The organism is Candidatus Xianfuyuplasma coldseepsis, from assembly GCF_014023125.1.
In the GTDB taxonomy this organism is placed as follows: domain Bacteria; phylum Bacillota_I; class Bacilli_A; order Izemoplasmatales; family Izemoplasmataceae; genus Xianfuyuplasma; species Xianfuyuplasma coldseepsis.
Map to the genome: position 1 here is coordinate 383,109 of NZ_CP048914.1, position 22,497 is coordinate 405,605.

Annotated in this window: 21 protein-coding genes; 3 read left to right on the forward strand and 18 right to left on the reverse strand. The window is 30.8% G+C overall.

The annotated features are described in order from the left end of the window. The first annotated feature begins 718 nt into the window (after positions 1-718). Positions 719-1,600, forward strand: coding sequence for a type I phosphomannose isomerase catalytic subunit (locus G4Z02_RS01705; RefSeq protein ID WP_258878129.1), 882 nt, complete (start codon positions 719-721; stop codon positions 1,598-1,600). 23 nt (positions 1,601-1,623) lie between these two features. Here the strand turns inward: G4Z02_RS01705 and G4Z02_RS01710 are convergent, their stop codons facing one another. The 8 genes from G4Z02_RS01710 to G4Z02_RS01745 are packed head-to-tail and all read right to left on the reverse strand — an operon-like array spanning position 1,624 to position 10,616. Next, positions 1,624-3,075, reverse strand: coding sequence for a sugar transferase (locus G4Z02_RS01710; protein WP_258878130.1), 1,452 nt, complete (start codon positions 3,073-3,075; stop codon positions 1,624-1,626). A 28-nt stretch (positions 3,076-3,103) separates the two neighbouring features. Beyond that, positions 3,104-4,105, reverse strand: coding sequence for a UDP-glucose 4-epimerase GalE (galE, locus tag G4Z02_RS01715; protein WP_258878131.1), 1,002 nt, complete (start codon positions 4,103-4,105; stop codon positions 3,104-3,106). Beyond that, the gene (locus tag G4Z02_RS01720) at positions 4,102-5,169 is read right to left on the reverse strand and encodes a mannose-1-phosphate guanylyltransferase (RefSeq protein ID WP_258878132.1); all 1,068 of its coding nucleotides are present in this window, start codon (positions 5,167-5,169) and stop codon (positions 4,102-4,104) included. The genes galE and G4Z02_RS01720 overlap by 4 nt, the downstream gene beginning before the upstream one ends. 12 nt (positions 5,170-5,181) lie before the next feature. Further along, complete coding sequence (locus tag G4Z02_RS01725; protein ID WP_258878133.1) at positions 5,182-6,348, reverse strand: nucleotide sugar dehydrogenase; 1,167 nt, start codon at positions 6,346-6,348, stop codon at positions 5,182-5,184. Between the two features lie 8 nt (positions 6,349-6,356). Beyond that, complete coding sequence (gene fcl / locus G4Z02_RS01730; protein ID WP_258878134.1) at positions 6,357-7,295, reverse strand: GDP-L-fucose synthase; 939 nt, start codon at positions 7,293-7,295, stop codon at positions 6,357-6,359. Positions 7,296-7,303: 8 nt separating this feature from the next. Then, a complete protein-coding gene (gmd, locus tag G4Z02_RS01735; protein ID WP_258878695.1) occupies positions 7,304-8,383 on the reverse strand; it encodes a GDP-mannose 4,6-dehydratase in 1,080 nt (359 codons plus the stop codon). Continuing rightward, on the reverse strand, positions 8,383-9,807 hold the full coding sequence (locus G4Z02_RS01740) for a YhcH/YjgK/YiaL family protein (RefSeq protein WP_258878135.1): 1,425 nt from the start codon (positions 9,805-9,807) through the stop codon (positions 8,383-8,385). The genes gmd and G4Z02_RS01740 overlap by 1 nt, the downstream gene beginning before the upstream one ends. 11 nt (positions 9,808-9,818) lie before the next feature. Beyond that, the gene (locus G4Z02_RS01745) at positions 9,819-10,616 is read right to left on the reverse strand and encodes a cytidylyltransferase domain-containing protein (RefSeq protein WP_258878136.1); all 798 of its coding nucleotides are present in this window, start codon (positions 10,614-10,616) and stop codon (positions 9,819-9,821) included. A gap of 331 nt (positions 10,617-10,947) precedes the next feature. Between G4Z02_RS01745 and G4Z02_RS01750 the strand changes: the two genes are divergently transcribed. Then, positions 10,948-11,571 (forward strand): IS110 family transposase, encoded by a 624-nt coding sequence (locus tag G4Z02_RS01750; RefSeq protein ID WP_258878137.1) that lies wholly within the window; start codon positions 10,948-10,950, stop codon positions 11,569-11,571. Positions 11,572-11,642: 71 nt separating this feature from the next. Continuing rightward, entirely contained in the window at positions 11,643-12,032 is a 390-nt protein-coding gene (locus G4Z02_RS01755) for a transposase (RefSeq protein WP_258878138.1), read from the forward strand. A gap of 67 nt (positions 12,033-12,099) precedes the next feature. Here G4Z02_RS01755 and neuC read toward each other — a convergent pair whose 3' ends face one another. Genes neuC through G4Z02_RS01805 form a run of 10 tightly spaced genes read right to left on the reverse strand, consistent with a single transcriptional unit; the run spans position 12,100 to position 22,203 of the window. Continuing rightward, entirely contained in the window at positions 12,100-13,287 is a 1,188-nt protein-coding gene (gene neuC / locus G4Z02_RS01760) for a UDP-N-acetylglucosamine 2-epimerase (RefSeq protein WP_258878139.1), read from the reverse strand. Further along, positions 13,274-14,281 carry an N-acetylneuraminate synthase gene (gene neuB / locus G4Z02_RS01765; protein ID WP_258878140.1) on the reverse strand — a complete coding sequence of 336 codons (1,008 nt, stop codon included), beginning with the start codon at positions 14,279-14,281 and terminating at the stop codon, positions 13,274-13,276. The genes neuC and neuB overlap by 14 nt, the downstream gene beginning before the upstream one ends. Continuing rightward, entirely contained in the window at positions 14,278-14,913 is a 636-nt protein-coding gene (locus tag G4Z02_RS01770; RefSeq protein WP_258878141.1) for an acetyltransferase, read from the reverse strand. Before G4Z02_RS01770 ends, neuB begins: the two co-directional genes overlap by 4 nt. Further along, positions 14,906-15,949, reverse strand: coding sequence for a nucleotidyltransferase family protein (locus G4Z02_RS01775; protein WP_258878142.1), 1,044 nt, complete (start codon positions 15,947-15,949; stop codon positions 14,906-14,908). The genes G4Z02_RS01770 and G4Z02_RS01775 overlap by 8 nt, the downstream gene beginning before the upstream one ends. Continuing rightward, positions 15,939-17,126, reverse strand: a complete 1,188-nt coding sequence (locus G4Z02_RS01780; protein ID WP_258878143.1) for a LegC family aminotransferase — start codon at positions 17,124-17,126, stop codon at positions 15,939-15,941. The genes G4Z02_RS01775 and G4Z02_RS01780 overlap by 11 nt, the downstream gene beginning before the upstream one ends. 9 nt (positions 17,127-17,135) lie before the next feature. Then, positions 17,136-18,128, reverse strand: coding sequence for an NAD-dependent 4,6-dehydratase LegB (locus G4Z02_RS01785; protein WP_309544591.1), 993 nt, complete (start codon positions 18,126-18,128; stop codon positions 17,136-17,138). Beyond that, on the reverse strand, positions 18,118-19,002 hold the full coding sequence (locus tag G4Z02_RS01790) for an alpha-1,2-fucosyltransferase (RefSeq protein ID WP_258878144.1): 885 nt from the start codon (positions 19,000-19,002) through the stop codon (positions 18,118-18,120). The genes G4Z02_RS01785 and G4Z02_RS01790 overlap by 11 nt, the downstream gene beginning before the upstream one ends. 7 nt (positions 19,003-19,009) lie before the next feature. After that, on the reverse strand, positions 19,010-19,960 hold the full coding sequence (locus G4Z02_RS01795) for a glycosyltransferase family 2 protein (RefSeq protein WP_258878145.1): 951 nt from the start codon (positions 19,958-19,960) through the stop codon (positions 19,010-19,012). Next, positions 19,953-21,284: a glycosyltransferase family protein gene (locus G4Z02_RS01800; protein WP_258878146.1), complete on the reverse strand. Its 1,332-nt coding sequence runs from the start codon at positions 21,282-21,284 to the stop codon at positions 19,953-19,955. Before G4Z02_RS01800 ends, G4Z02_RS01795 begins: the two co-directional genes overlap by 8 nt. After that, complete coding sequence (locus G4Z02_RS01805) at positions 21,268-22,203, reverse strand: O-antigen ligase family protein (protein ID WP_258878147.1); 936 nt, start codon at positions 22,201-22,203, stop codon at positions 21,268-21,270. The genes G4Z02_RS01800 and G4Z02_RS01805 overlap by 17 nt, the downstream gene beginning before the upstream one ends. Positions 22,204-22,497: the final 294 nt, after the last annotated feature.

Consider the following 22,497-nt stretch of genomic DNA (forward strand, 5'->3'; position numbering starts at 1 on the left):
CTCAGTGATTTAGTAACACAATTAATAATCAAATCTGGTTTCATTATAGACAAACTCATGACCAAGTCTAGTAATCCAGTGTACGGTTGTTTATCCTAAATACTTCTTAAAAATTTGGGTCTCTTTGTTTTGAAATTATTTGCTTTTGTCCCGTAGAACATTGGTTTTGAATAGAGTTTACTAACATTGCGTTATTAGTAGCTTGTTTTAGTAGGCTTATTAATCCTTCATTTTTATTAAGTAGTGGAATAAAATGATTTCTTGATCCTGTTAGAGCTTTTCCCATACAAAGAACCATTAACACCTGTTGCATAACTAATATTGATGCATAAATGAATTCATTAATATGTGGACTTACCAATAAAACAACAATGTTGTAGTTCGAGGATACTGCTAAGAATGATGTTCTATCATTACTTCTATATTTCTGGATAAGGACATTACGACGTATATTAGACTTAGATTTGATTCAATAATTCTCTGTTTATGAGAAAACTTCTGTATTATATTTTTGATTCAATATTCGAATCAAGAACTACTTCACCAACCATTTCATTGTGACAACGAAAAAGTGACTTTGGTGTCCTGCTATATTCAATGATCCGTGCCATTTTTTTGCACTCCCATAATAAATAAATTATATCACAAGAAAATAATACTGATTCTATATTCTTGTATATTTTGAACTACAATGCTAAAATATTATGGTTAAGAAAGGATGATTGTGATGGTGTTGAAGTTCGAACCAGTCTATTTTTATAAGGTATGGGGAGGAAACTCCTTTAAAAGATTATATAATTATCCTACTACTGAAAATTGCGGTGAAGCTTGGGGAATAAGCGCACACCCTCATGGTAGTTCTATAGTAAAAGCGGGTCCATATAAAGGGAAATCGCTACGAGAACTATATAAGTCTGAACGTCAACTATTCGGAAATTATAGTCAACCAGAATTTCCTATTTTAGTTAAACTTATTTCAGCATCTCAAGATCTAAGCATTCAAGTTCATCCTGATGATCAGTATGCTAAGAAGTTTAATAGTCTCGGTAAAGATGAAAGTTGGTATATCATCAATACAGAACCAAACACAAAAATCAATATTGGTCATCACGCTAATTCTGTATTAGAGCTTGAAGATGCAATTATCAATGATAGATTAACCACTCTTCTAAACTATTTTCCAATCAAACATGGTGATATGTTTTACATTAAAGCAGGTACGATTCATGCTATTTGTGGAGGTACTACTCTACTTGAAGTGCAACAATCTTCAGATATTACATTTCGTCTATATGATTACAATCGGCTACATAATGGTAAGTTAAGAGAACTGCACATTAAAGATGCTCTGAAATGTATTGAAGTTCCAGACAATAAAAAATGGGAACCACATGAAAATCAATATTTTATTGTTGATTCTCTTACTAATATTAATAAAACCAAACTCAGTTCAAATCAGCATGGAGATTATATTTTTATCCTCGAAGGGGAAGGTCTGTTTGATGATATATCTGTTAGTTCTGGAGATTTCATCATGGTAACAGCAGATTCAGAGTATACTGTAGAAGGAGATTTGAAATACAAAAAAATTGTATTTTAAAATGGGTTATTGCTAACCCATTTTTATTTTCTAGTAATAATAAAGACATCTTTGTCTATATCACTCTCTAAATAAATATATCCTTGATTATCAAAGTGATCAATAACATTAAAATCCTGTAATAAACCTTGTGCACTATCATTTTGGAATATTGCTCTTATAGTATGTAATAAAATATACAAATCTTGGAAAAAAGAGTAATTGCGAATATAAAATAAATCATATCGTAATTTATCATCATACGTTGTATTGTACTTACCTAAAGCTTGAGCCAAACCAGTAACTCCTGCACGTACATTAAGACGATATTTATAACTTGGATTTTCTTTTTTGAATTGTTCCACAAAAAATTCTCTTTCAGGTCGAGGTCCCACTATACTCATATCACCTTTAATTATATTAAAGAACTGTGGTAGTTCATCAACTCTAGTTTTCCGCATAAAACTTCCCAACTTAGTAATTCGAGGATCTTTATCAGAGGCTAATACTGGTCCAGTATGCTTTTCTGCATCAGGAATCATCGTTCGGAACTTAATTAATGTAAACGTTCGATTTTTATAAGTTAAACGTTCTTGTTTGAAGAATACCGGTCCTCTATCATATAGTTTAACAACTATTGCAGTTAAAAGCATTATTGGTGATGTTAGAATCAATCCAACTAGTCCAACAATTAAATCAAAGGTTCGTTTTAGAAAACGTTGTTCCAATGTTAGTTCTAGTCCTTGAACTTGATACACCAAAACATCTCCAATATTCTCAATAGAAGCATTTTTTATCGCAAGTTCATATATCTTTGGTATTAAGAAAAACGTCTTGTTATGCTCAATACAATGAGCGATAATTGTATTCTTTTTTTCTTCGTAAAGATTTGCTGTTAAATATATGTATTCTACTCGGTTAATATACTTCTCTATAATCGGACATTGTTTTGTATTATTTTCATCTTCATATATTATATATTTCAGTTCAACATAGCTAGACTTGTCAGAGATTAGTTTTTTAGCAAACTTATCTGCTTGATCTTTTGGACCAATTATAATAGCGGTTTTCACATTTACTTTTTGGAAAAAATAAAACTCAACATATTTAATAAACACAAAAAACATTACTTGGACAGCAAAACTATAAATAAAAATAGTTTTAGAAAAATCAAGATCATTCAAAAACATGGATGAAAATACTGTAATTAAATTTGCCATAATTAATGCTAAAATAATCCTTGGCATCAAATCTCTATATTTTGTTTTAACTACAGAGATTCTATATACTCTAAAGAATATTACCGTTGATAGCAGCAAAACACTATTTGCAATAACTAAATCTACAATGAAATCAAAAGTGGTAGAAATTGTGATATTTTGAAGTTCACCATGTGCTAGTAAAACAATTATTAAGCTTCCAATAACAACTCCCATATCTATTAGGAGTTCAAACAGTTGTATAATTCTACTATCCCATCTAAAATCATTTCTCACAACAATCACCTCAATATATGCATATCTTTTATCTGTTTATATTTATTTCAAATCTCCACGCATCTTCTAGCATCTCTTTTAATCCCCTTTTTGCCTTCCAATTCAGTTCCTTCTCAGCCTTTATGGGGTTTGCGTAACATTCAGCAATATCCCCTGGTCGTCGATTAGTAATTCGATATTTCACTTTCTTACCAGAGATTTCCTCAAATGTATTTATCATATCCATCACACTATATCCAACACCAGTACCTAAATTGTGAATAAAGTAGCCATTCTTAATTGCAATATATTCTAAAGCTTTTATATGACCGTAAGCTAAATCTTCAACGTGTATATAATCTCGAATACCCGTTCCATCTTTGGTTGGGTAATCATTACCATATACAGGAAGTTCATCCAACTTACCAGATGCCACTTGGTTAATATAAGGCACTAAATTGTTCGGTATACCATTTGGATTTTCACCAATCAAACCTGATTTGTGTGCTCCTACAGGATTAAAATATCTTAATATGCTGATGCTAGTATCTTTATTAGCAATTGAATAGTCTTTTAAGATTTCTTCAATAAATAGCTTTGTTCTTCCGTATGGATTTGTAGCATTTATAGGAAATGATTCATCAATAGGGCAACTGATAGGGTCTCCATACACAGTAGCAGAGGAACTAAAGACAAATTTCTTTACATCAAATTCTTTCATTAGTTTTAACAAGTTTAATGTTGTATTGATATTATTATCATAGTAATCAACAGGTACTCTTACAGATTCTCCAACCGCCTTATATCCAGCAAAATGGATAATTGCATCGATTTTATTATTCTCGAAAATACTTCTTGATTGTGTGTAATCCTTTAAATCAACTTCGAAAACAGTTATTTCCTTTTTCGAAATGTACTTCAAATTATCGATCACTTGTGGAGAACTATTTGAGTAATTGTCAGCAACAATGACATCATATCTTTGTTCTAGCAGATGAAATACAGTGTGACTTCCTATATATCCTGCACCCCCTGTAACCAATACTTTCATTCTATTATCTCCAATTTTGATAGTTTTGTTAGTAGTAATTTAATCTTTTCAGTTTCAGACCTATCACATATCAATATCCCATTATGAGAATCTACTATTACCATGTTGGTGACCCCTATTGTTGTAATCAAAGATTCTTCTTTGTCAGATATAACAATGTTATTGTTGGAATCAAGAAAAAAATAATTAGCGTTTTTGACAACATTACTCTCTTGATCTAGTTGGAATAAATCAGGAAGAGAGTTGAATCCGCCAACATCATTCCAACCAATATCTACGGGTATACATTTGATGATTTGTGATTTTTCCATTACGGCATAATCGATTGATATTCTTTTAAATGTGTTAAATAAGTCTTTTACTTTTTTTGATAGTTCAATACCTGTATGATTTTTAATAATAGGCTGTAGTTTCTGTATTGTTTGAACGTGATTTGGTACATATTTTTCAAGTTCATTCATAATTGTATCATATTTGAATATAAACATACCACTATTCCATACATAGTTTCCATCATTTAAATAGTCCAACGCTGTTTCATAGTTTGGTTTTTCCATAAATCGTTTCGTGCTACAGATTTGATTTATTGAAAGAGTATTTAGCTGGATGTACCCATACCCAGTTTCAGGTTTTGTTGGTTTAACTCCAAGAGTAACAATTGATCCTCTTTCAGCTTCTTCTTTAGCAAGTTTTAATGACTCAATAAAGCCATCAACATCTTCGATTAAGTGATCAGCCGCTAAAACAGTTATTGTTGGGTTATTTTCATACTTTGAAATATAGGTACTTCCATATGCTATAGCAGCTGCGGTATCTCTAAAGGCAGGTTCAATGATGATGTTTTCTTCTCTTAACTCAGGAATTTGTTTCTTTATTCCCACTGCTTGAATTGCATTAGTAGCAATATATATATCGTCATAATCAACTAGATTCAAGATACGTTCAACCGTTTCTCTTATCATTGATTTATTACTTGCTAAAGATAGTAGTTGTTTAGGGTTTTCTTTTGTGGAAAGTGGCCAAAATCGTTCACCTGAACCTCCAGCCATGATTAGTACTTTCAAGTTAACTCCCCCTTAATCTCTGTTAAATAAATCTCTAGTATATACTTTTTCCTTAACATCCATTATGTCTTTAGATAGTCTATTCGAAACTATTATATCTGAAATTTTCTTAAATTTCTCTAAGTCTTTGATAACTTTACTTTGATAGAACTCACTTTCCTTAAGTACTGGCTCATATACTACTACTTCAATGCCTTTAGCTTTAATCCGTTTCATAACACCTTGTATTGAAGAAGCCCTAAAATTATCTGAATCCATTTTCATTGTAAGACGATAAATTCCTACAATTCTAGGATTTCGTTTGATGATCATATCAGAAATATGATCTTTACGTGTTCGATTCGCATCTACGATTGCTCGTATGATGTTTTGTGGTACATCAGAATAATTAGCTAGTAGTTGTTTTGTATCTTTTGGTAAGCAATACCCACCATATCCAAAAGATGGATTATTATAGTGCCCACCAATACGAGGATCTAAACTTACCCCTTCAATGATATTTTTTGTGTCTAATCCCCTAACTTCTGCATATGTATCTAACTCATTAAAATATGCAACCCTCATTGCTAGATATGTGTTAGCAAAGAGTTTAATTGCTTCAGCTTCTGTACTATTGGTGAATAGAACAGGAATATCTTTCTTCTCAGCACCATCGATTAGTAATTGTGCGAATTGCTTTGCTCTAGTAGAATCTTCTCCTACAATAATTCTTGAAGGATATAAATTATCATGCAGGGCTTTTCCTTCTCTTAGAAACTCTGGACTAAATATCACATTGTCAATACAATACTTTTCTTTGATAGAAGCGGTATAACCAACAGGAACTGTTGATTTAATAATTATGACCGTATCAGGGTTTAATTTTAAAACATCATCAATGACCATCTCAACAGTAGACGTGTCAAAATAATTCTGATCTGAATCATAATTCGTTGGTGTTGCAATAACTACAAACTCTGCATCCTTATATGCTACAGTTTTATCTACTGTGGCTAACAAGTTAAGATTAAATTTCGAGAAATATCTATTAATTTCCTGGTCAACAATTGGTGATTTTCTATTGTTAATCATTTCCACTTTCTGTTCAATGATATCTAATGCAATAACTTCGTTTTTTTTTGATAACAGTGTGGCAAGTGATAATCCCACGTATCCGGTTCCCACAATAGTTACTTTCATACAGTTTCCTACTTCCTTATATTATTCGTGGTTAAGTACCAATCATAAACTTTTTTAATTCCTTCTTGCAAGGTTATTTGATGCTTCCAACCGGTTGCATTTAATTTTGATACATCAAGTAATTTCCGAGGAGTCCCATCTGGTTTGGTAAGATCATTTACTATATCACCTTTGTACCCAACTATATTCTTAATGATGTTAGCTAACTCAATGATTTCAACATCAACACCGGTACCAATGTTCAGATGAGATTCATCTGAATAATTTTCCATCAAATATATACATGCATCAGCAAGATCATCTACATACAAAAATTCTCTTTTCGGTTTTCCAGTTCCCCACATTACAACTTCTTTTTCATTGTTAATTTTTGCCTCATGAAATTTACGAAGTAATGCTGGAAGCACATGTGAAGTTTCTAAATCAAAATTATCATTAATACCATATAAATTTGTCGGCATTACAGAAATAAAATCACAGCCATACTGCCTACGATAAAATTTACATAACTCAATACCTGTAATTTTTGCAATTGCATACGCTTCATTAGTAGTTTCGAGAGTTCCAGTTAACAAGTATTCCTCTTTCATAGGTTGTGGAGCAAACTTAGGGTAAATACATGAACTTCCTAGAAAGAGTAATTTCTTAACATTGTTTTTATATGCGGTATTTATTACATTTGCTTCAATCATTAAATTATCATAAATGAACTCAGCAGGAAATGTACTATTAGCAAAGATTCCACCAACTTTTGCTGCAGCCAAAAAAACATATTCTGGTTTTTCATTTTCAAAGAACTCTTCTACATCCATTTGACTTATGAGATTTAACTCATCAAACTCTTTGCTAATAATATTATTATATCCTTTTTCTTTCAGGTTGCGTACTATAGCAGAACCAACCATACCTCTATGGCCTGCAACATATATTTTACTGTTATAATCCATAATCTCACCTATTCAAATGAGCGTTTATTTTGCTCTTCTTTTAATACTTTTGAGTAATCCGCTTTCACCATTAGTTTAACAAGCTCAGAAAAACTTGTCGAAGTTGGATTCCAACCGAGTGTTTCTCGAGCTTTTGTTGGATCTCCTAGCAACTGTTCAACTTCAGTAGGTCGGAAATATTGTGGATCAACTTCTACTAATACACGATTAGTCTTATCGTCAATACCTTTTTCATCAACACCTTCACCTTCCCAATTGAGACTTATTCCAACATATTTGAAAGCTAGTGTACAAAATTCACGAACAGTATGCATTTCACCCGTGGCAATAACATAATCATCGGGTTCTTCTTGTTGTAGTATTAGCCACATGCATTCTACATAATCCTTAGCATAACCCCAATCTCTTTTTGCATTTAAATTACCTAAATACAATTTTTCTTGTTTTCCTTGGGCTATTCTAGCAGCAGCTAAAGTGATTTTCCTAGTAACAAAGGTTTCTCCGCGCCTTTCAGATTCATGATTAAATAAGATGCCGTTAGAAGAATGCATTCCATATGCTTCTCTATAATTTTTCGTTATCCAGTAACCATACAACTTTGCAACACCATATGGACTTCTAGGATAAAAAGGAGTATTTTCAGTTTGTGGAACTTCTTGAACTTTGCCAAATAATTCTGATGTCGATGCTTGATAAATTTTCGTCTTTTTTTCATATCCAAGTAACTTTACTGCTTCAAGAATTCTTAAAGTTCCAACAGCATCTGTCTGCGCTGTGTATTCAGGTAGTTCAAATGATACCTTTACATGAGACTGAGCTGCCAAATTATATATCTCATCGGGTTTAATATCTCTTATCAACCTGATTAAATTTGCACTATCTGTCATATCACCGTAATGCAACTTGAGTTTCCTTTCTTTATGCATATCCTTAATTAACTCATCAATGTATAAATGTTCGATTCTGCCAGTATTAAAAGATGACGCTCTTCGTAAAACTCCATGAACTTCGTATCCTTTTTCTAGTAAAAATTCCGCTAAATAAGACCCATCCTGTCCTGTAATTCCTGTTATAAATGCAGTTTTCATCATTTCATCACTCTTTTCTTAAAAACTAACTTTTTCACTATACTAGAAGTCCCATAACTTATACCACCAGAGTGTGGTATATCAACATTCACTACAATACAGTCTGTATTGTTTAGGTATAATAGTTTTCCTTTTCCTTTTCCTAAGGTAACATCTGATTCAGCTTGATAATCAGTAGTGTTACTAAAATCATTTATATTTGGGATGATTCCGAAGAATTCAGAACCTTCAATTATGTAATGTATATCAATTGTATTTCTATGAACTTCGTAGAATGAATTTTCAATACTTCTAGTACTATATTCCAAATGAAGTACATCAATATAATCATTTAACCTTACTGATGCTCCCGGTTTGAAGTGTGAATAATTAAATGTAGATATATAATCCTCAATATCTGAATCAAGTCGTGAAAAATCGCCTGGTAAAACCTCTGTATCGTATATAACATTCTTACTAAGTGTTCTCCCTAAAACGTTTGTAATTGTCATAAAGTTACTCTTAGACACACCGTTCTCAAGCCTTTTATATTCAATATCATCATAGTTTATTGCTGTACCTTTTTTATAGTTTTTTTTATAAACCATTAATTTTCTAAAGCTCAGATAATCCATTTCACCTTTGTTAAGTTTAAAAGTGTAATTAACATATTCTAAGTACATCTTTTCTAGCTCTTTCTTTACAAAGACTAACCCGTCATTAGTTAATGCAGTTATGTTATCCGTACGAGACACTCCTTCTTCCAAAGTATAATGTATCTCGTGAATATGATACCCTTTTGAAAAAGCAGATTTAATCAGCTCAATTTTCAACTCATTATTATACTCAGTATGATCTGCATACCCAATGTTTAAGTTATACCTGTCACGTAAAATGTCCATTTTATGTAAGTTTACATTTTCAACCTTTGTAGGAAAATTTTGAAATCCGAACATTAGAACAACATTAACAGATGATTGCGATTTTACAAAATTAATTACAACATCGAGTTCATTAATTTCAAAACCACTTGCTCCAATATAAAGTTTCACTGAATTCTCATTACAGAATTCAATAATCTCTGTAAATAGATTAATGTCATTAATGCAAGCTGCATGAATTTCTACACCTGCAATTCTGTCAGGTATTTCACTAATAATTTCAAGTGAGTCAATATCATCAATTAGTGTAATCACATCAAAATTTCTTTCATATGCCAAACTGATAATTTTAATCCATGTCTCTTTTGAGAGCAACCATTTTTCCAACAAATCATTTAGAATACTATAAGAGCCTACAACATATGATTTGATATTCGACATTATGTGAAACTTTATTGCATCAATGTCTAGACTTAACTCATTCACTTGTTCCAGTAAATAATCTTTGTCCCCTTCAAAAGTATACGCCGTTTCTGCTATAATGTAAGGTTTACGATAATTCATATACTCACCCATTAATAATATTTCTTTCTAATTTCTTCAAATTTAATAATATTCTCAGAAAAATGGTTACTTATCTCATCCAAAACATTCAGGTTTACTGTTCTTTGCACAATCTGTGAGTTGATTTTATTCAATTCTGGATTATTTTCTAGGAAGTTCAATACCGCCTCAGTTTCAACGTGTCTTCCAGGTTTAAACCCCATGGCCTCAAAAATACTACGAATCAATCTAAAATCATCAATTGTATCCAAAGTCAGTCTGACATTTGCCACTAAAAAATTTGGTACATCAAGTTTTACATTATTAAAGAAATCCGGATGGAAAAATGGTCCCCATATTTCAGTATCAATGTCCTTCTTAAATTCACATACTGTTTGAAGTGCTTTCTTATTCAGTGCATATATACCAGTACCCAGAAAAGCATTACTAAAACTAACATAGTCTACACTAGGATTATCTTTTATATAAGATACCATTAAATTAACTAGGTGTACGGAAAACAGTGCATTATCAGGAGTAATATTGACTACATAATCAAAATCAAAGTACTCAGCTGTTTCTTTTAACCGGTCTAAGACATCATCAGGATGACCTAAAAAATATCTGACATTTTTATTCATACAAATTTTCGTTACTTCCGAATCACTTGGTATATACGATGTAGCAACTACCACTTCGTCAATACTGGGTGCTTTTAATGCCCTGTCAATACACCACTCCAATACTGTTTGGCCAGAAATTAATTTCAATATTTTCTTCTCTAATCTAGTTGATTTTAATCTTGCTGGGATAACAAAACCAATTTTCATTTTATACCTCCTCGTATAATATTTGTATAAGATCTTAATGATTTTATACATTTTTTATTCTTTAATCTTTTATGTTTAAATCTTAAAAGGTCCTAGTGCTATAATGAAGATAGATATAGCTGAAGAAAAGTGCTCCCCCTGCTTGCGGTCAGACCGCTACGTTAGCGTGCAATCCTGCTTATCATATGTAATTCTTTACCCGTTTGTTGTTTGAATGTCCACTAACTCATTTAATCCAAGTGACCAGGAAATTCTAATATGCAAGGCTGGAACTGTGTGATAGGGCTAGGACCTTTTTAATATCTAATTTATTCGATTGGTGGTGTATTATATGTCACAAGAAAAAACTACTTTGTACATCGGCATCGATGTATCAAAGGAATCTAACTATGTGTATATTACTAACTTTAACCAATCTTTTAATCAATCATTCAATACCCATAATAATGTTCCTGAGGCCGAACTGATTGAAACCAAACTGCTTGAAATACTTCCTACTACTGAATACTCAAATATTATTTGTGTACTGGAGTCTACCAGAATCTACTCTGCTTATATTGCAACGTACTTATTTGCTTCAAAGAAACTCTTTCAGTACAATGTTTTAGTCTATTGTATTAATCCCAAAATATCACGTAACTATCGTGCTAGTTTCTCTGACATGGATAAGACCAATCCAAAAGATTCATATATACTTGTGGATATCGCTAGAGTCGGTAGAACCAAAACACTTCATCCTTTTAAAGGATCGCAAAAGCTCGCTCTTCAACGCTTAACACGTTATCGTGTTCATCTTGCTGAACTTCTTTCAAAGAGAAAACATACGCTCTTACTAATATCTATTTTAAAGTTTTCTGAATTCGGTAAGAAAGAATCTACGTTTTCTTCTGATAAATGGGGGGAATACCGCCTCGTCTATCTTGGAAGAATTCTCTTCTCCAGAAGAAATTATTAATACTTCTCTTGAAAACTTAATTGCCTTTGTCATGAAAACTTCTAGGAACCGCTTTTCTAATTCTGAAGAAGTTGCGAAACTTATTAAGAAAGCTGTTAGAGCTTCTAATCGTCTATGCTTCAGGTATCATTTCTGAAATTGGCTCGATTCATCAATTTAGAAATGAAGAAGCTCTTGCTAAATATGCTGGCATTATTTGGCGCAAAAATCAATCTGGTAACTTTGAAGCTGATGACACAAAAATGACTAAAACTGGTAATCATTATCTTCGTTATTATTTGATTGAAGCAGCGAACTCTGTTAAAAATTATGTTGATACTTATAATACTTTTTATCACAAGAAATTTAATGAAGTTACTGTTCATCAACACAAACGTTCACTCGCACTCACTTCTCGTAAACTTGTTAGATTGATCTATGGATTATTGAGTAAGGGTCAACTTTATAATAAGAACCACTAATCGTTACCTATATTTCATAATCCACCAAACTCGATAGGTTTCTTAATTGTGTCTAGTTATCAAATAACTAGTCTTTTTTATTGCTTATATCTCTTGACATCCTTACCGGTTCTATATCATGAAATTCTTTATATGTGGACAAAGAATCTCTTCTTAGTATATCTTCTAATATTGTTCTTGCTTTTGAAGCAGGATTTACAGAAAAATATGGATTCTTTTTTGGATCTATTTCTATGTCTTTTAAATTCAATACTTCATTAATTGCATATACAATCTCTTTTTTTTTGCATTGTATATCGATTACATTTACAGGTCTTATTCTCCCATTTTGTCTTGCACCAATATTTATAGTCCAAATCCCTAGCAAAGGAGTTTCTAAAATTCCGCTTGATGAGTTACCTATCACAAACTGAGAATGGGAAACTAGGCTAAAATATAGTTCACTACCTAATGAATCTACAAGGAATAGATTACTATATTTATTACAGTAATCCAGTATAGTTTCATTGAATTCATTGCCTAGATAATCAAAATTTGATTTAGTAAACAAAAAATCCAGGTCATCAAAAGATACACATACATCTAAAAATTCTCTAAGATCCAAAAGTGTTTTTGGGTTATGTGTTTCAGGATGAAAAGTAGCAATACAATATGTACTTCTCAAAGGAATATTTAACTTTTTTATAATCTCACCAAAGGTTATTTTTGAATGATTTATTACGTTTTCAGCACCTAACGAACCAATATTAAAAACTGTCTTAGGGCTTTCACCAAGTTGAATTATCCTATTAGCATATGCTTCTGTGCTCGAAAAATGTAAAGAACTTAGTTTTGTAATAGCATGTCTTATCGAATCATCAATAGCACCATACGTCAATTCTCCACCGTGAAAATGTACTGTAGGGATGTTGTTTAAATAAGCAAGCGTTACTATCGATAACATTTCAAACCTATCGCCTAGAACTACTATGAAATCTGGTTTGTTGCTTTGAAAAAATTCACAAAATTCTTTTGCAAACAATGAAAAGATTATCCCACTATCATTGCTTTTTATGTCCACCAACACTTCCATAAATTCTATATTATTTTCAACAATCTGTTTCTTTGTATAACCGAATTCCTTTGATAGATGAGATCCTGTAATTACAAATTCAGGAGTGATTAGTTCTGAGTTCATTAGTTCCAGATATAACTTTACTAAAAGACTATAATCAGCTCTATTAGATGATATGATTGTTGTTTTATATTTCCTCATTAATGAAATCATCCTTTTTGTAAGTTTTAGTCGATTTTTTACCTAACAAGTTCTCCCAATGCATTGGTGACATTCCAGTGGCGGGTCTTTTTGTTGTTAAGGATTTTTCAGTAAATACTTCACCAATATTTATGTTTGTATTTGCCACTATACTTTTCCTTATTTGAATTAAGTTAGTTTTCTCAATGTCTGTTGGCACTTTATCTTTTGAGCCCAATACTTTTTCTACTAAACGGATTTTATCAATCATTTCTCTGAAATCTTTAGGATTCATACTTGCAGAATGATCAGGTCCCTCTTGGTTTGTGTTAAGTGTAAAGTGTTTTTCGACTATTACTGCACCCATTGCAACTGCAGTAATTGGAACAAGGTTTCCAACTGTATGATCTGAATATCCATATTTATATTTATTCCCAAATGTATCTTTAAATTGATTTAGTACGTTCATGTTTACCATAGACAATGGAGTAGGATATTCAGATGTGCAATGTAATATTGAAATATCGTTTGCCCCAAATCCCTCTAGTACCTCAATAGCATTCTTAACTTCTTCTAAAGTTGCCATTCCTGTTGATAATATAATGGGTTGTCCTACTTCAGAGATTTTTTTCAATAATGGATAGTTTGTAATTTCACCAGATGGAATTTTCCATTTTTTCATCATCATGTCATTCAAGAAATCTACTGATTCCAAGTCAAAAGGAGTCGACATGAAATCAATATCTAACTCTTCACAGTATTCTTTGAGTATTATAAACTCATTTTCACTTAATTCGAGTTTTCTTAGCATACTGATTTGTGAAGTTTCAGCATCCATTTTAGACTTTTGATAATTTACCTTTTGAGCTTTAATGGTTGCCAATTTTTCAGATTTGAATGTTTGAAATTTAACACAATCTGCACCAATTTCTTTAGCAACTTTCGTTAGTTCCAACGCGGTATTGATATCACCGTTATGATTCACCCCTACTTCTGCTATGATATACACACTCATTTTGTCACCTCTTTACATGGGTTTCCATAAGCAACACTATTAGAACTTATTGCTTTAGTTACAACACTACCAGAACCTATAATTGAATTGTTTCCAATTGATAAATTAGGATTTATAACACTATTAGATCCAATCTTTGAGTATTCTTCTATAACAACATGACCCAAAGCTATTGCACCTGGAGATAGATGACAAAACCGACCAATTTGGACATCATGTTCAACAATTGCGGATGTATTAATAATTGTACATATATCAATATTTGCATTAGCATTTACAATTGCGTTTTTACCAATAAAACAACCCTCCGAAATTTTAGCTGAACTTGAGACAATCGATGATGGATCTTTGATAATAGGGATTGTATAGCCAATGTTTTTTAGTTCTAAATACAAATTATTCTTTATATTATTTGGGACAACATCTCCCATAGATAGAAATGCATATTTATATTCGCTAAATAAATCTGCCAAACTTTCGTCAGATGCAATTATTCTAATATTATTAACAAAATCTCCAATTCTGTCTGGAATATCAATAATTGCAATTTCATTAAACATATTTAAAGACTGAATTGTATCTAGGACAGATACACAATGCCCCCCTGCTCCTACTAATAATATATTATTCATATCCCATCTTCTTTCTCATTTTATCCAATTCATCAATTTGACCCATATCCAACCAATCGTTTTCAGTTATGGGATACACTCCAACTTTTTGGTTTTCATCATTAAGTTTTTCAAATATGTCAGGAAAATCAATCTTCTTATTATGTTCAAGCAAGTTCAATATGCCTGGTTCCACAACATAAAACCCAGTATTGGTCAGAAAATTAAAATTTGGCTTTTCAACGATTCTTGACACTTTACCATTACTGTCCAATTCAACTGTCCCATAAGGAATTTGTACATCTTTAGTTGCAACTACCATTGTTATTAAATTTCCAGAAACTTTATGATGATTGACTATAGACGATATCTTTTGATTAATTAATATATCACAATTAGTCAAAATAAAGGAATCGGTAATTTTAGGACTAATTAAGCTAAGACCACCACCAGTACCTAGTGGCATTTCCTCATCAACAAATATTAAATTGTAGTCTTTTTGAATCTCATTAAAATATGCTTTTATCATATTTTTCTTATGATTAACTATTACATAAAAATCTTCTATTCCAATTTCAACGAATCTATTAATTATATGTTCTAGAATTGGAGTATCACCAATTGGTATAAGAGGTTTCGGTAAAATTTTAGTATATGGATATAATCTCGTACCAAATCCACCAGCCATTATCACAACGGGTATTTTTTCTTTAATTGGTGCATCAAAATTTTTATTATCAATAGTTATAATGTTAATCAAGCATTTAGTATCATTTAATATGGGAATCGAATTAATTTTATAAGTACTCATTATATCCCTTGCCTTTTGAGAATCGGACTCAAATAAATACTTGAAATCATAATTAGCAACTAATTTACATTGAACTGACAAATTTCCACCTTTAATTATCCATCTTCTTATATCACCATCAGAAAGACTAGCAACTATCTTGTTATTAGATTCTAAGAATACAATCTTCTTTCCATTATCATTTATCTTCTTCATAGCATCTATGCAACTAGCACTTTCGTCAATTAGATAGCTTTTAAAATCCATTTTCCTTCACCTTCTCAACAAAATCATTTATAGTCTGAACTATATATTTTATATCATCTCCAGTTAGGTTACTACTGCAAGGTAGATTCACTACCCTATCATAATAATATTTTGATATTTCTTCAGAATAACAAATCTCATTTTTATATGGAAGTTGATTACTAATCAAGCCCCAAATTGGACGAGACTCAATATTTCTTCCTCTTAAAAAATTAATTAACTGAGTCTTATATTTATATATATCATCACCTAAACAATATGAATAAAACCAATAATTCGGATCAATATCATCTCTAAAAGGAAGTAGTCCAATACTTGAAGCGTTCTTAAATAAATCTTGATATAAATCATAATTTTCCTTTTTTATCTTTATAAAATTAGTCAATTGTTCTAGTTGTGCTATTCCTAACGCAGCTTGAATGTTAGTCATCCGATAATTATAACCTATGGAATTGTGTATATAATTTAAGTCATCATCTTTTGCCTGGGTAGATAAATACTTTATTCGATCGAGTACGTTCACATTGTTAGAGACAACCATACCACCACCACCAGTTGTAATAATCTTATTTCCGTTAAATGAAAACACACCAACATCTCCAATAGTTCCCGCAAATTTATTTTTATACTTGCCAGAAATATATTTCGTACCCAATGCTTCTGTTGAATCTTCAATAACCTTCAAATTATATGCATTAGCTATACTTACAATCGTCTCCATATCTACCATATTACCAAATATGTGTACCACAATAATTGCCTTTATTTGATGATTACTATTTTTGTGAACTAGAACATTGTTTATATAAACACAATCGGTTTCAATAAAATTTATGATATCATTTGGATTTATACACAAAGTGTGATCACAATCAAAAAATATTGGAATTGCACCAACATATTTAACAGGATTAACTGCTGCAATAAAGGTTAAATTGGGTACCAGCACTATATCACCAGCACCTATCTCTAAGGATTCTAATGCTAAATGTAAGCCTGCTGTTCCGCTTTGACATGCAACTGCACCTTTAGAACCCACGAAATCACTAATTCTTTTTTCAAACTCAGTAATTTGTTCTCCACCCGTTGATACCCAGGTACTTTTAATCGTTTGCAATACATACTTTTCTTCATTTCCAATAAAGACTGGTACAGAGAGTGGAATAAATTTATTCATTTTGATCACCTAAACGTTATAAATTTCAATTTTATATTTGTGCAAATTATTTTTTAGAAATTGTATTGTTTCATCCAAACCTTCTTCTAGTGAATATTTTGGTGACCAATTAGTTAAGTTCTTGATTTTAGTATTCGATCCTAGTAATCGATTAACTTCAGATTTTTCTGGTCTAACTCTTTGATTTTCTTGTACAACCTTAGCCTCAGGATTAATTCTATTTTTTATCAACTCAACAAGTTCTAACATAGATATTTCCTTCTGTGTTGCAATATTAATTTCTTCACCAATGGTTTTATTAGATTTTGCAATCTCAATAAAACCTTCTACTGTATCTTTGACATAATTAAAATCTCTTGTAGGTGTTAAAGATCCAAGTTTAATGATTTCCTTACCAGCGAGCAACTGAGTAATTATAGTAGGAATAATTGCTCTCGCAGATTGCCTGGGTCCAAATGTGTTAAAAGGTCTTACAATTGTCAGAGGTAGATTAAAACTTCTGTAAAATGATTCTGCAATTCTATCTGCACCTATTTTTGTCGCCGAGTATGGAGACTGCCCTTGAAATGGGTGATTCTCATCAATTGGTACATACTGTGCAGTACCATATACCTCAGAAGTAGAAGTAACTAGTACTCTTTTTGTGTTTAGTTTTCGTGCAGTTTGGAGTATGTTAAGTGTTCCTTTGATATTAGTGTCAACATACATATCTGGTGAATGATAACTGTAAGGTATTGCAATTAAGGCAGCAAGGTGAAATACAACATCGATTCCTACCATTGAGTCATAAACACCATTCGGATCCCTAATATCTCCTGAGAAAATCTCGATTTTTGATAATAATTCTTTGTCAAAAGTATCTAGCCATCCCCAGCTATTAAAGGAGTTATAATACACAAATGCACGAACATCATATCCTTGTTTCACTAACTCTTCAACCAAGTGACTTCCAATAAAACCATCAGCACCTGTAACAAGTACTTTCATATCACTATTCATCATTTTTTCCTCTTTCTATTTTTATCCAGTGTTCTGGATATATATATGCTTTTTTATGATTCGCATACCACTTGGAAGGGATGCAAACTCGAGAATCTTCATTAAAATGACTTAAATATGCTCCCCACCAATGGAATGTACTATTCGGGATAATATAATATTTAAAATGTCTCATAAATTCTATTGTATTTATTTCATTCAACATGTTTAGTTCTGGGAGGAGAACTAGATTGTCATTATCACCTAACATTTTTTTTGCTTCTATAGGGTTGCTAGAAATTATTATGAACTTCAAATCAGCTTGATAATCAATTAATTTGTCAATAGAATTTCTGTAATAACTGTTTGAAATATTCCCAAATAACCTATTATTCGCGATTTTTTTATAGTCTCCTAGTCTTACACAAATTAATGCATATTTCTCAGGATCATATTTTTTAGTCAATTGATAGACATCATTACTAATTTTCGAGTTCGCTATTTTTTCTTCAATTTTATTTTTCACACTTTCAACATATTTTAGATTTTGAAAATATCCCTCGAAAATGTAATACTTTTTATAGTTTATATCAATTATTGAAAATCGTTCAAAATAGATTTTATTGCATAACAATCTCAAAATGAGTTTTATACCTATATTCAGTTTATTACTATGGGTTGGATGAATTAAACGTCTTTCGGATGTTAAACTATATTCTTTATCTAAATCGGAATCAATTTGTTTAATGATAGGATCTCGTTTAGATATTCCATAATTCTTAGAATAGAATGAGAAATCAGGAATAATCTCATCAGATGTTTCATTCTTTAAATATAGATAAAAACAATATTGAAAAAGTTGGTTACCAAAACCACCCTTAAACACGATAATTTTCATAATTAATTCACCTAGTAATCCTGTATTTAATGCTTTGTAAAAACTCTATAACCATTTTTCCACCAAAAAATTTTATAGGCAAATATATCACAGTATAAATTAGTAAGACTTCAAAAATGAAGTTATTTATTGATTTCTTTATCGCGATAGACTTGAATTTTCTATCGTCAAAGTAAATTGCCTTATATAGTAATCTGAAATTTAGTTGACGTTTTAATTTTCTTCTTTTACCCATTGGTAATATACTAATCTTGCTTTCAATTACTTGCATGGTTTCAAAAGTTCCAAGCAAAGAATTGTAACTGTTTGATATTCTCTCATCATTATGATAATACTGTTCTATTAAAGGTTTAGCAACATAATCAATATTGTAACCAGCTTCTAATAAATTCAATAGAAAGATATAATCTTGACCAGATTTCAACAAAGGAAAACCTCCTACTTCCAGAAATACATTTTTAGGTAAAAGCATTGTCGATGTGGAAGTAATATTTTTGAAAAATTGTACCAAAACGGGGTTGCCTTTATACTCATTATGAATTTCTTTAATTTTATTTCTGTTCGAGTCAAATATTGATGTAAAGCAATATATCATTCCAATATTCGTAACTGAACTATGATTAAATAGTTCAATTTGCAATTTCAACTTGTCTGGAAGCCAAATATCGTCATCATCAAGAAAGGCAATCATTGAACCATTTGAAACTTTCACTGCATTGTTTCTAGCTCTCGCAGCACCAACATTTTTCCCTTGTGCAATATAAATTATATTTGGATAACTCTGCAATAATCCATTGTAATTATACTTGAAATATTCAGAATCAGAATTATTGTCATCTATTACTATTAGTTCTATATCCTTGTAAGATTGAGTCATCACTGAATCAATAGAATTTAATAGACTTTCACTTCTTCCATAGGTTGGAATTATGACAGAAACCAAAGGACTTTCACTCATACAATTCACCACTATTAATAACACCATTATTCCACTTAAGGAACTGTGAAAAGTCTTTTGTGTTATTTCCTCTATAAACTAGGTTTTTATTTACAAAACTCGAAAGATGCTTACTACCAAAATTATCATATATATATACTTTGCACTTAAAATATAATGCTTCAAATATCGCGGTTGAATAACACCCAATAACGAAATGAGTTATAAGTAATGATTTGAGGATATCTACATTGGATTCTTCGATTATTAAATTACTCAAACTATGTGTATACTCATCAACAATCTTTTCTCCTTCACTGTCCAAATTGTGAAGTGGGTGAAGCCTGTATACAAATTCATAGTTAGGAAACTTCTGGGCGAGATCAACAATAAATTGAAATAATTCTTCGTGAATTGTCCATTGTGATATTACCAATACTCTATTTTGCATTTTTTTTTCTTGAGTAATAATACCATCGAACTTATGAATATAGTTGATCCTATATAGCTTTGCTTTATATTTATAAGGTTTGTATGTAATCGATTTTTTCCAGTAGTTACCGTAAAAATATAGGTTATCAGGAATATATTTAGCTGAATTAGGCAATGCATATTCAATAGTGAAATCATCAATAATACCATGTTGTAACTCATTTACAGTGATACCCAATGACCTTGCAGCATGAATTAAATGCTTATAAGAATAAGCTACAGTCAGCACTATACTTTTGGGATTAAGTTTGTTCAAAATTTTTCTATATGTTTTGTATTTGTACTCAAAAGATGAGATTGAACGTAGAATAATTGATTTAATATCCAGTTTTATTCCGTAAGTTTCATCAACTAGCTGCTTAAAACTTAGCATTTTAATTGGTATATTCATTCTAAAAAGATACTTATTCTTCAAGTAGTTAAAACCAGTAAAAAAATCATTATATATCCCTAGATAAATGATGTCTTCATCTTTTACAGTTCTTTCCTTTGAAGTTGATAATATTAGGGTATTTTGTGTGAATTGATAACTTGAATTAATAAATGAATTAGTGAAAATATCTATATTATTATTGTTTACACTTTTATATTGGCTATGCTCAATTATTATATGCTCTACATTTTTTCTTCTAGTGAAGTAAAACAATCTGTTATAGTATTTTATCTCAAAATATAAATTCTTTAGTCTTTGAGAGTGTTTCACCTCGGTTCTTAGTTGTTCTCTCTCAAGCAATGCAAGATAAATTTCTGATCTGATTAATTCCCAAACATAAATATCTCTAATTTTACAATCAAATAAATCTAGTTCTTTCTCTACTAATAATAACCAACTATACTTATCTTCCACTCTCATTTTCAATTCTCCCAACATGCTTAGATATTTTATGGCTTAAGATTATGAACAGAACAGAAAAAAGATATAATCTGTGATTTTGTCCATTATTCAGACTATATAATGATGTGCCATTTATGTTTCCATAAAGAAAGTATAAAATGAAACTAAATGTTATAATTTTCACGTATTTTGACTTAGTTCTTAAAAAACGAACAATCAATATAATTGATAGTGTCAATACAGTTACACCAAATAAAATGCCTCCATACACAAAATCAAAAAGTGTCATAGAATGGTTTGGTTCAAAGAAATATGGTAAGTTAGGATAATATTGGTGTAATAGAATATTAAACTTCTCTGCTGAAAAACCAATTCCAAAGGGATTATTAAGAAATATTTTATAGGCACCGTCAATTATAAAATACCTCTCTCCAAGTATATTAGATAAGCTAAAAGAGTTGTCAAATGTAACTTCAAGGCGATAAATTAAATAATTAAATAAACCTAAATGATTCATTAACATAATCAAAATTGTGAGAAACAACAATGAAAGTAAGCTAGTTTTTTTTCTTTTTTGTAGAAACACTAATGAATAAATGAGAAAAACCAAATATAAGAAAACACCTACTCTTGAGGAGGAAACAACAAAAATAATTATTATTACTGGTATGTAAATAAATCTTGAAAATTTATATTTTGAAAAATATATTTCAAACAAACCAGCCGACAAAAGGATCGTTCCAATTAATGAGTTTGTTCCCAAAATACCAGCTGCACTTCCTCTAGCAACCAACGCACTTTCAAAACCGTTTATTACAATTTCAGATACAAAATTAATTAAAAAGTATGAGCAGTAAACAAAAACGACAATTACTACAATTTCCAATAAGTATTTATTGCTTCTACCATTATTCGATGATAATCCTGTAAAAAGCATAATTGCACCCAGAAAAGAACTAGTCCAATAAAGTAAACTTATCACAGGATAATCTATAGAAAACACCGTGAAAAATGATACAATAATCATTAGAACAATGCCCAATGATTTAAACATGTATTTTGAATTCACTATCAATAACAGAACAATAAAAGGTAATTGAAAAAGGAATAATAAATAATTACTCTCACGACTTAAAACATCATAAAAAGGTATAATATAGTAGTATATCTGCATAAATAGAACATTGAGCAAAGCAAAGTAGTTAAGCCTTAAAGAACTAGATTCGATCTC

What these genes read in the sequence shown, in the direction of transcription:
- G4Z02_RS01705 (WP_258878129.1), top strand. Translation starts at nt 719, where the DNA reads ATGATTGTGATGGTGTTGAAGTTCGAACCAGTCTATTTTTATAAGGTA.
- galE (WP_258878131.1), bottom strand. Translation starts at nt 4,105, where the DNA reads ATGAAAGTATTGGTTACAGGGGGTGCAGGATATATAGGAAGTCACACT.
- G4Z02_RS01725 (WP_258878133.1), bottom strand. Translation starts at nt 6,348, where the DNA reads ATGAAAGTAACTATTGTGGGAACCGGATACGTGGGATTATCACTTGCC.
- fcl (WP_258878134.1), bottom strand. Translation starts at nt 7,295, where the DNA reads ATGGATTATAACAGTAAAATATATGTTGCAGGCCATAGAGGTATGGTT.
- gmd (WP_258878695.1), bottom strand. Translation starts at nt 8,383, where the DNA reads ATGAAAACTGCATTTATAACAGGAATTACAGGACAGGATGGGTCTTAT.
- G4Z02_RS01740 (WP_258878135.1), bottom strand. Translation starts at nt 9,807, where the DNA reads ATGAATTATCGTAAACCTTACATTATAGCAGAAACGGCGTATACTTTT.
- G4Z02_RS01745 (WP_258878136.1), bottom strand. Translation starts at nt 10,616, where the DNA reads ATGAAAATTGGTTTTGTTATCCCAGCAAGATTAAAATCAACTAGATTA.
- G4Z02_RS01750 (WP_258878137.1), top strand. Translation starts at nt 10,948, where the DNA reads ATGTCACAAGAAAAAACTACTTTGTACATCGGCATCGATGTATCAAAG.
- neuC (WP_258878139.1), bottom strand. Translation starts at nt 13,287, where the DNA reads ATGAGGAAATATAAAACAACAATCATATCATCTAATAGAGCTGATTAT.
- neuB (WP_258878140.1), bottom strand. Translation starts at nt 14,281, where the DNA reads ATGAGTGTGTATATCATAGCAGAAGTAGGGGTGAATCATAACGGTGAT.
- G4Z02_RS01770 (WP_258878141.1), bottom strand. Translation starts at nt 14,913, where the DNA reads ATGAATAATATATTATTAGTAGGAGCAGGGGGGCATTGTGTATCTGTC.
- G4Z02_RS01775 (WP_258878142.1), bottom strand. Translation starts at nt 15,949, where the DNA reads ATGGATTTTAAAAGCTATCTAATTGACGAAAGTGCTAGTTGCATAGAT.
- G4Z02_RS01780 (WP_258878143.1), bottom strand. Translation starts at nt 17,126, where the DNA reads ATGAATAAATTTATTCCACTCTCTGTACCAGTCTTTATTGGAAATGAA.
- G4Z02_RS01785 (WP_309544591.1), bottom strand. Translation starts at nt 18,128, where the DNA reads ATGATGAATAGTGATATGAAAGTACTTGTTACAGGTGCTGATGGTTTT.
- G4Z02_RS01790 (WP_258878144.1), bottom strand. Translation starts at nt 19,002, where the DNA reads ATGAAAATTATCGTGTTTAAGGGTGGTTTTGGTAACCAACTTTTTCAA.
- G4Z02_RS01795 (WP_258878145.1), bottom strand. Translation starts at nt 19,960, where the DNA reads ATGAGTGAAAGTCCTTTGGTTTCTGTCATAATTCCAACCTATGGAAGA.
- G4Z02_RS01800 (WP_258878146.1), bottom strand. Translation starts at nt 21,284, where the DNA reads ATGAGAGTGGAAGATAAGTATAGTTGGTTATTATTAGTAGAGAAAGAA.
- G4Z02_RS01805 (WP_258878147.1), bottom strand. Translation starts at nt 22,203, where the DNA reads ATGCTTTTTACAGGATTATCATCGAATAATGGTAGAAGCAATAAATAC.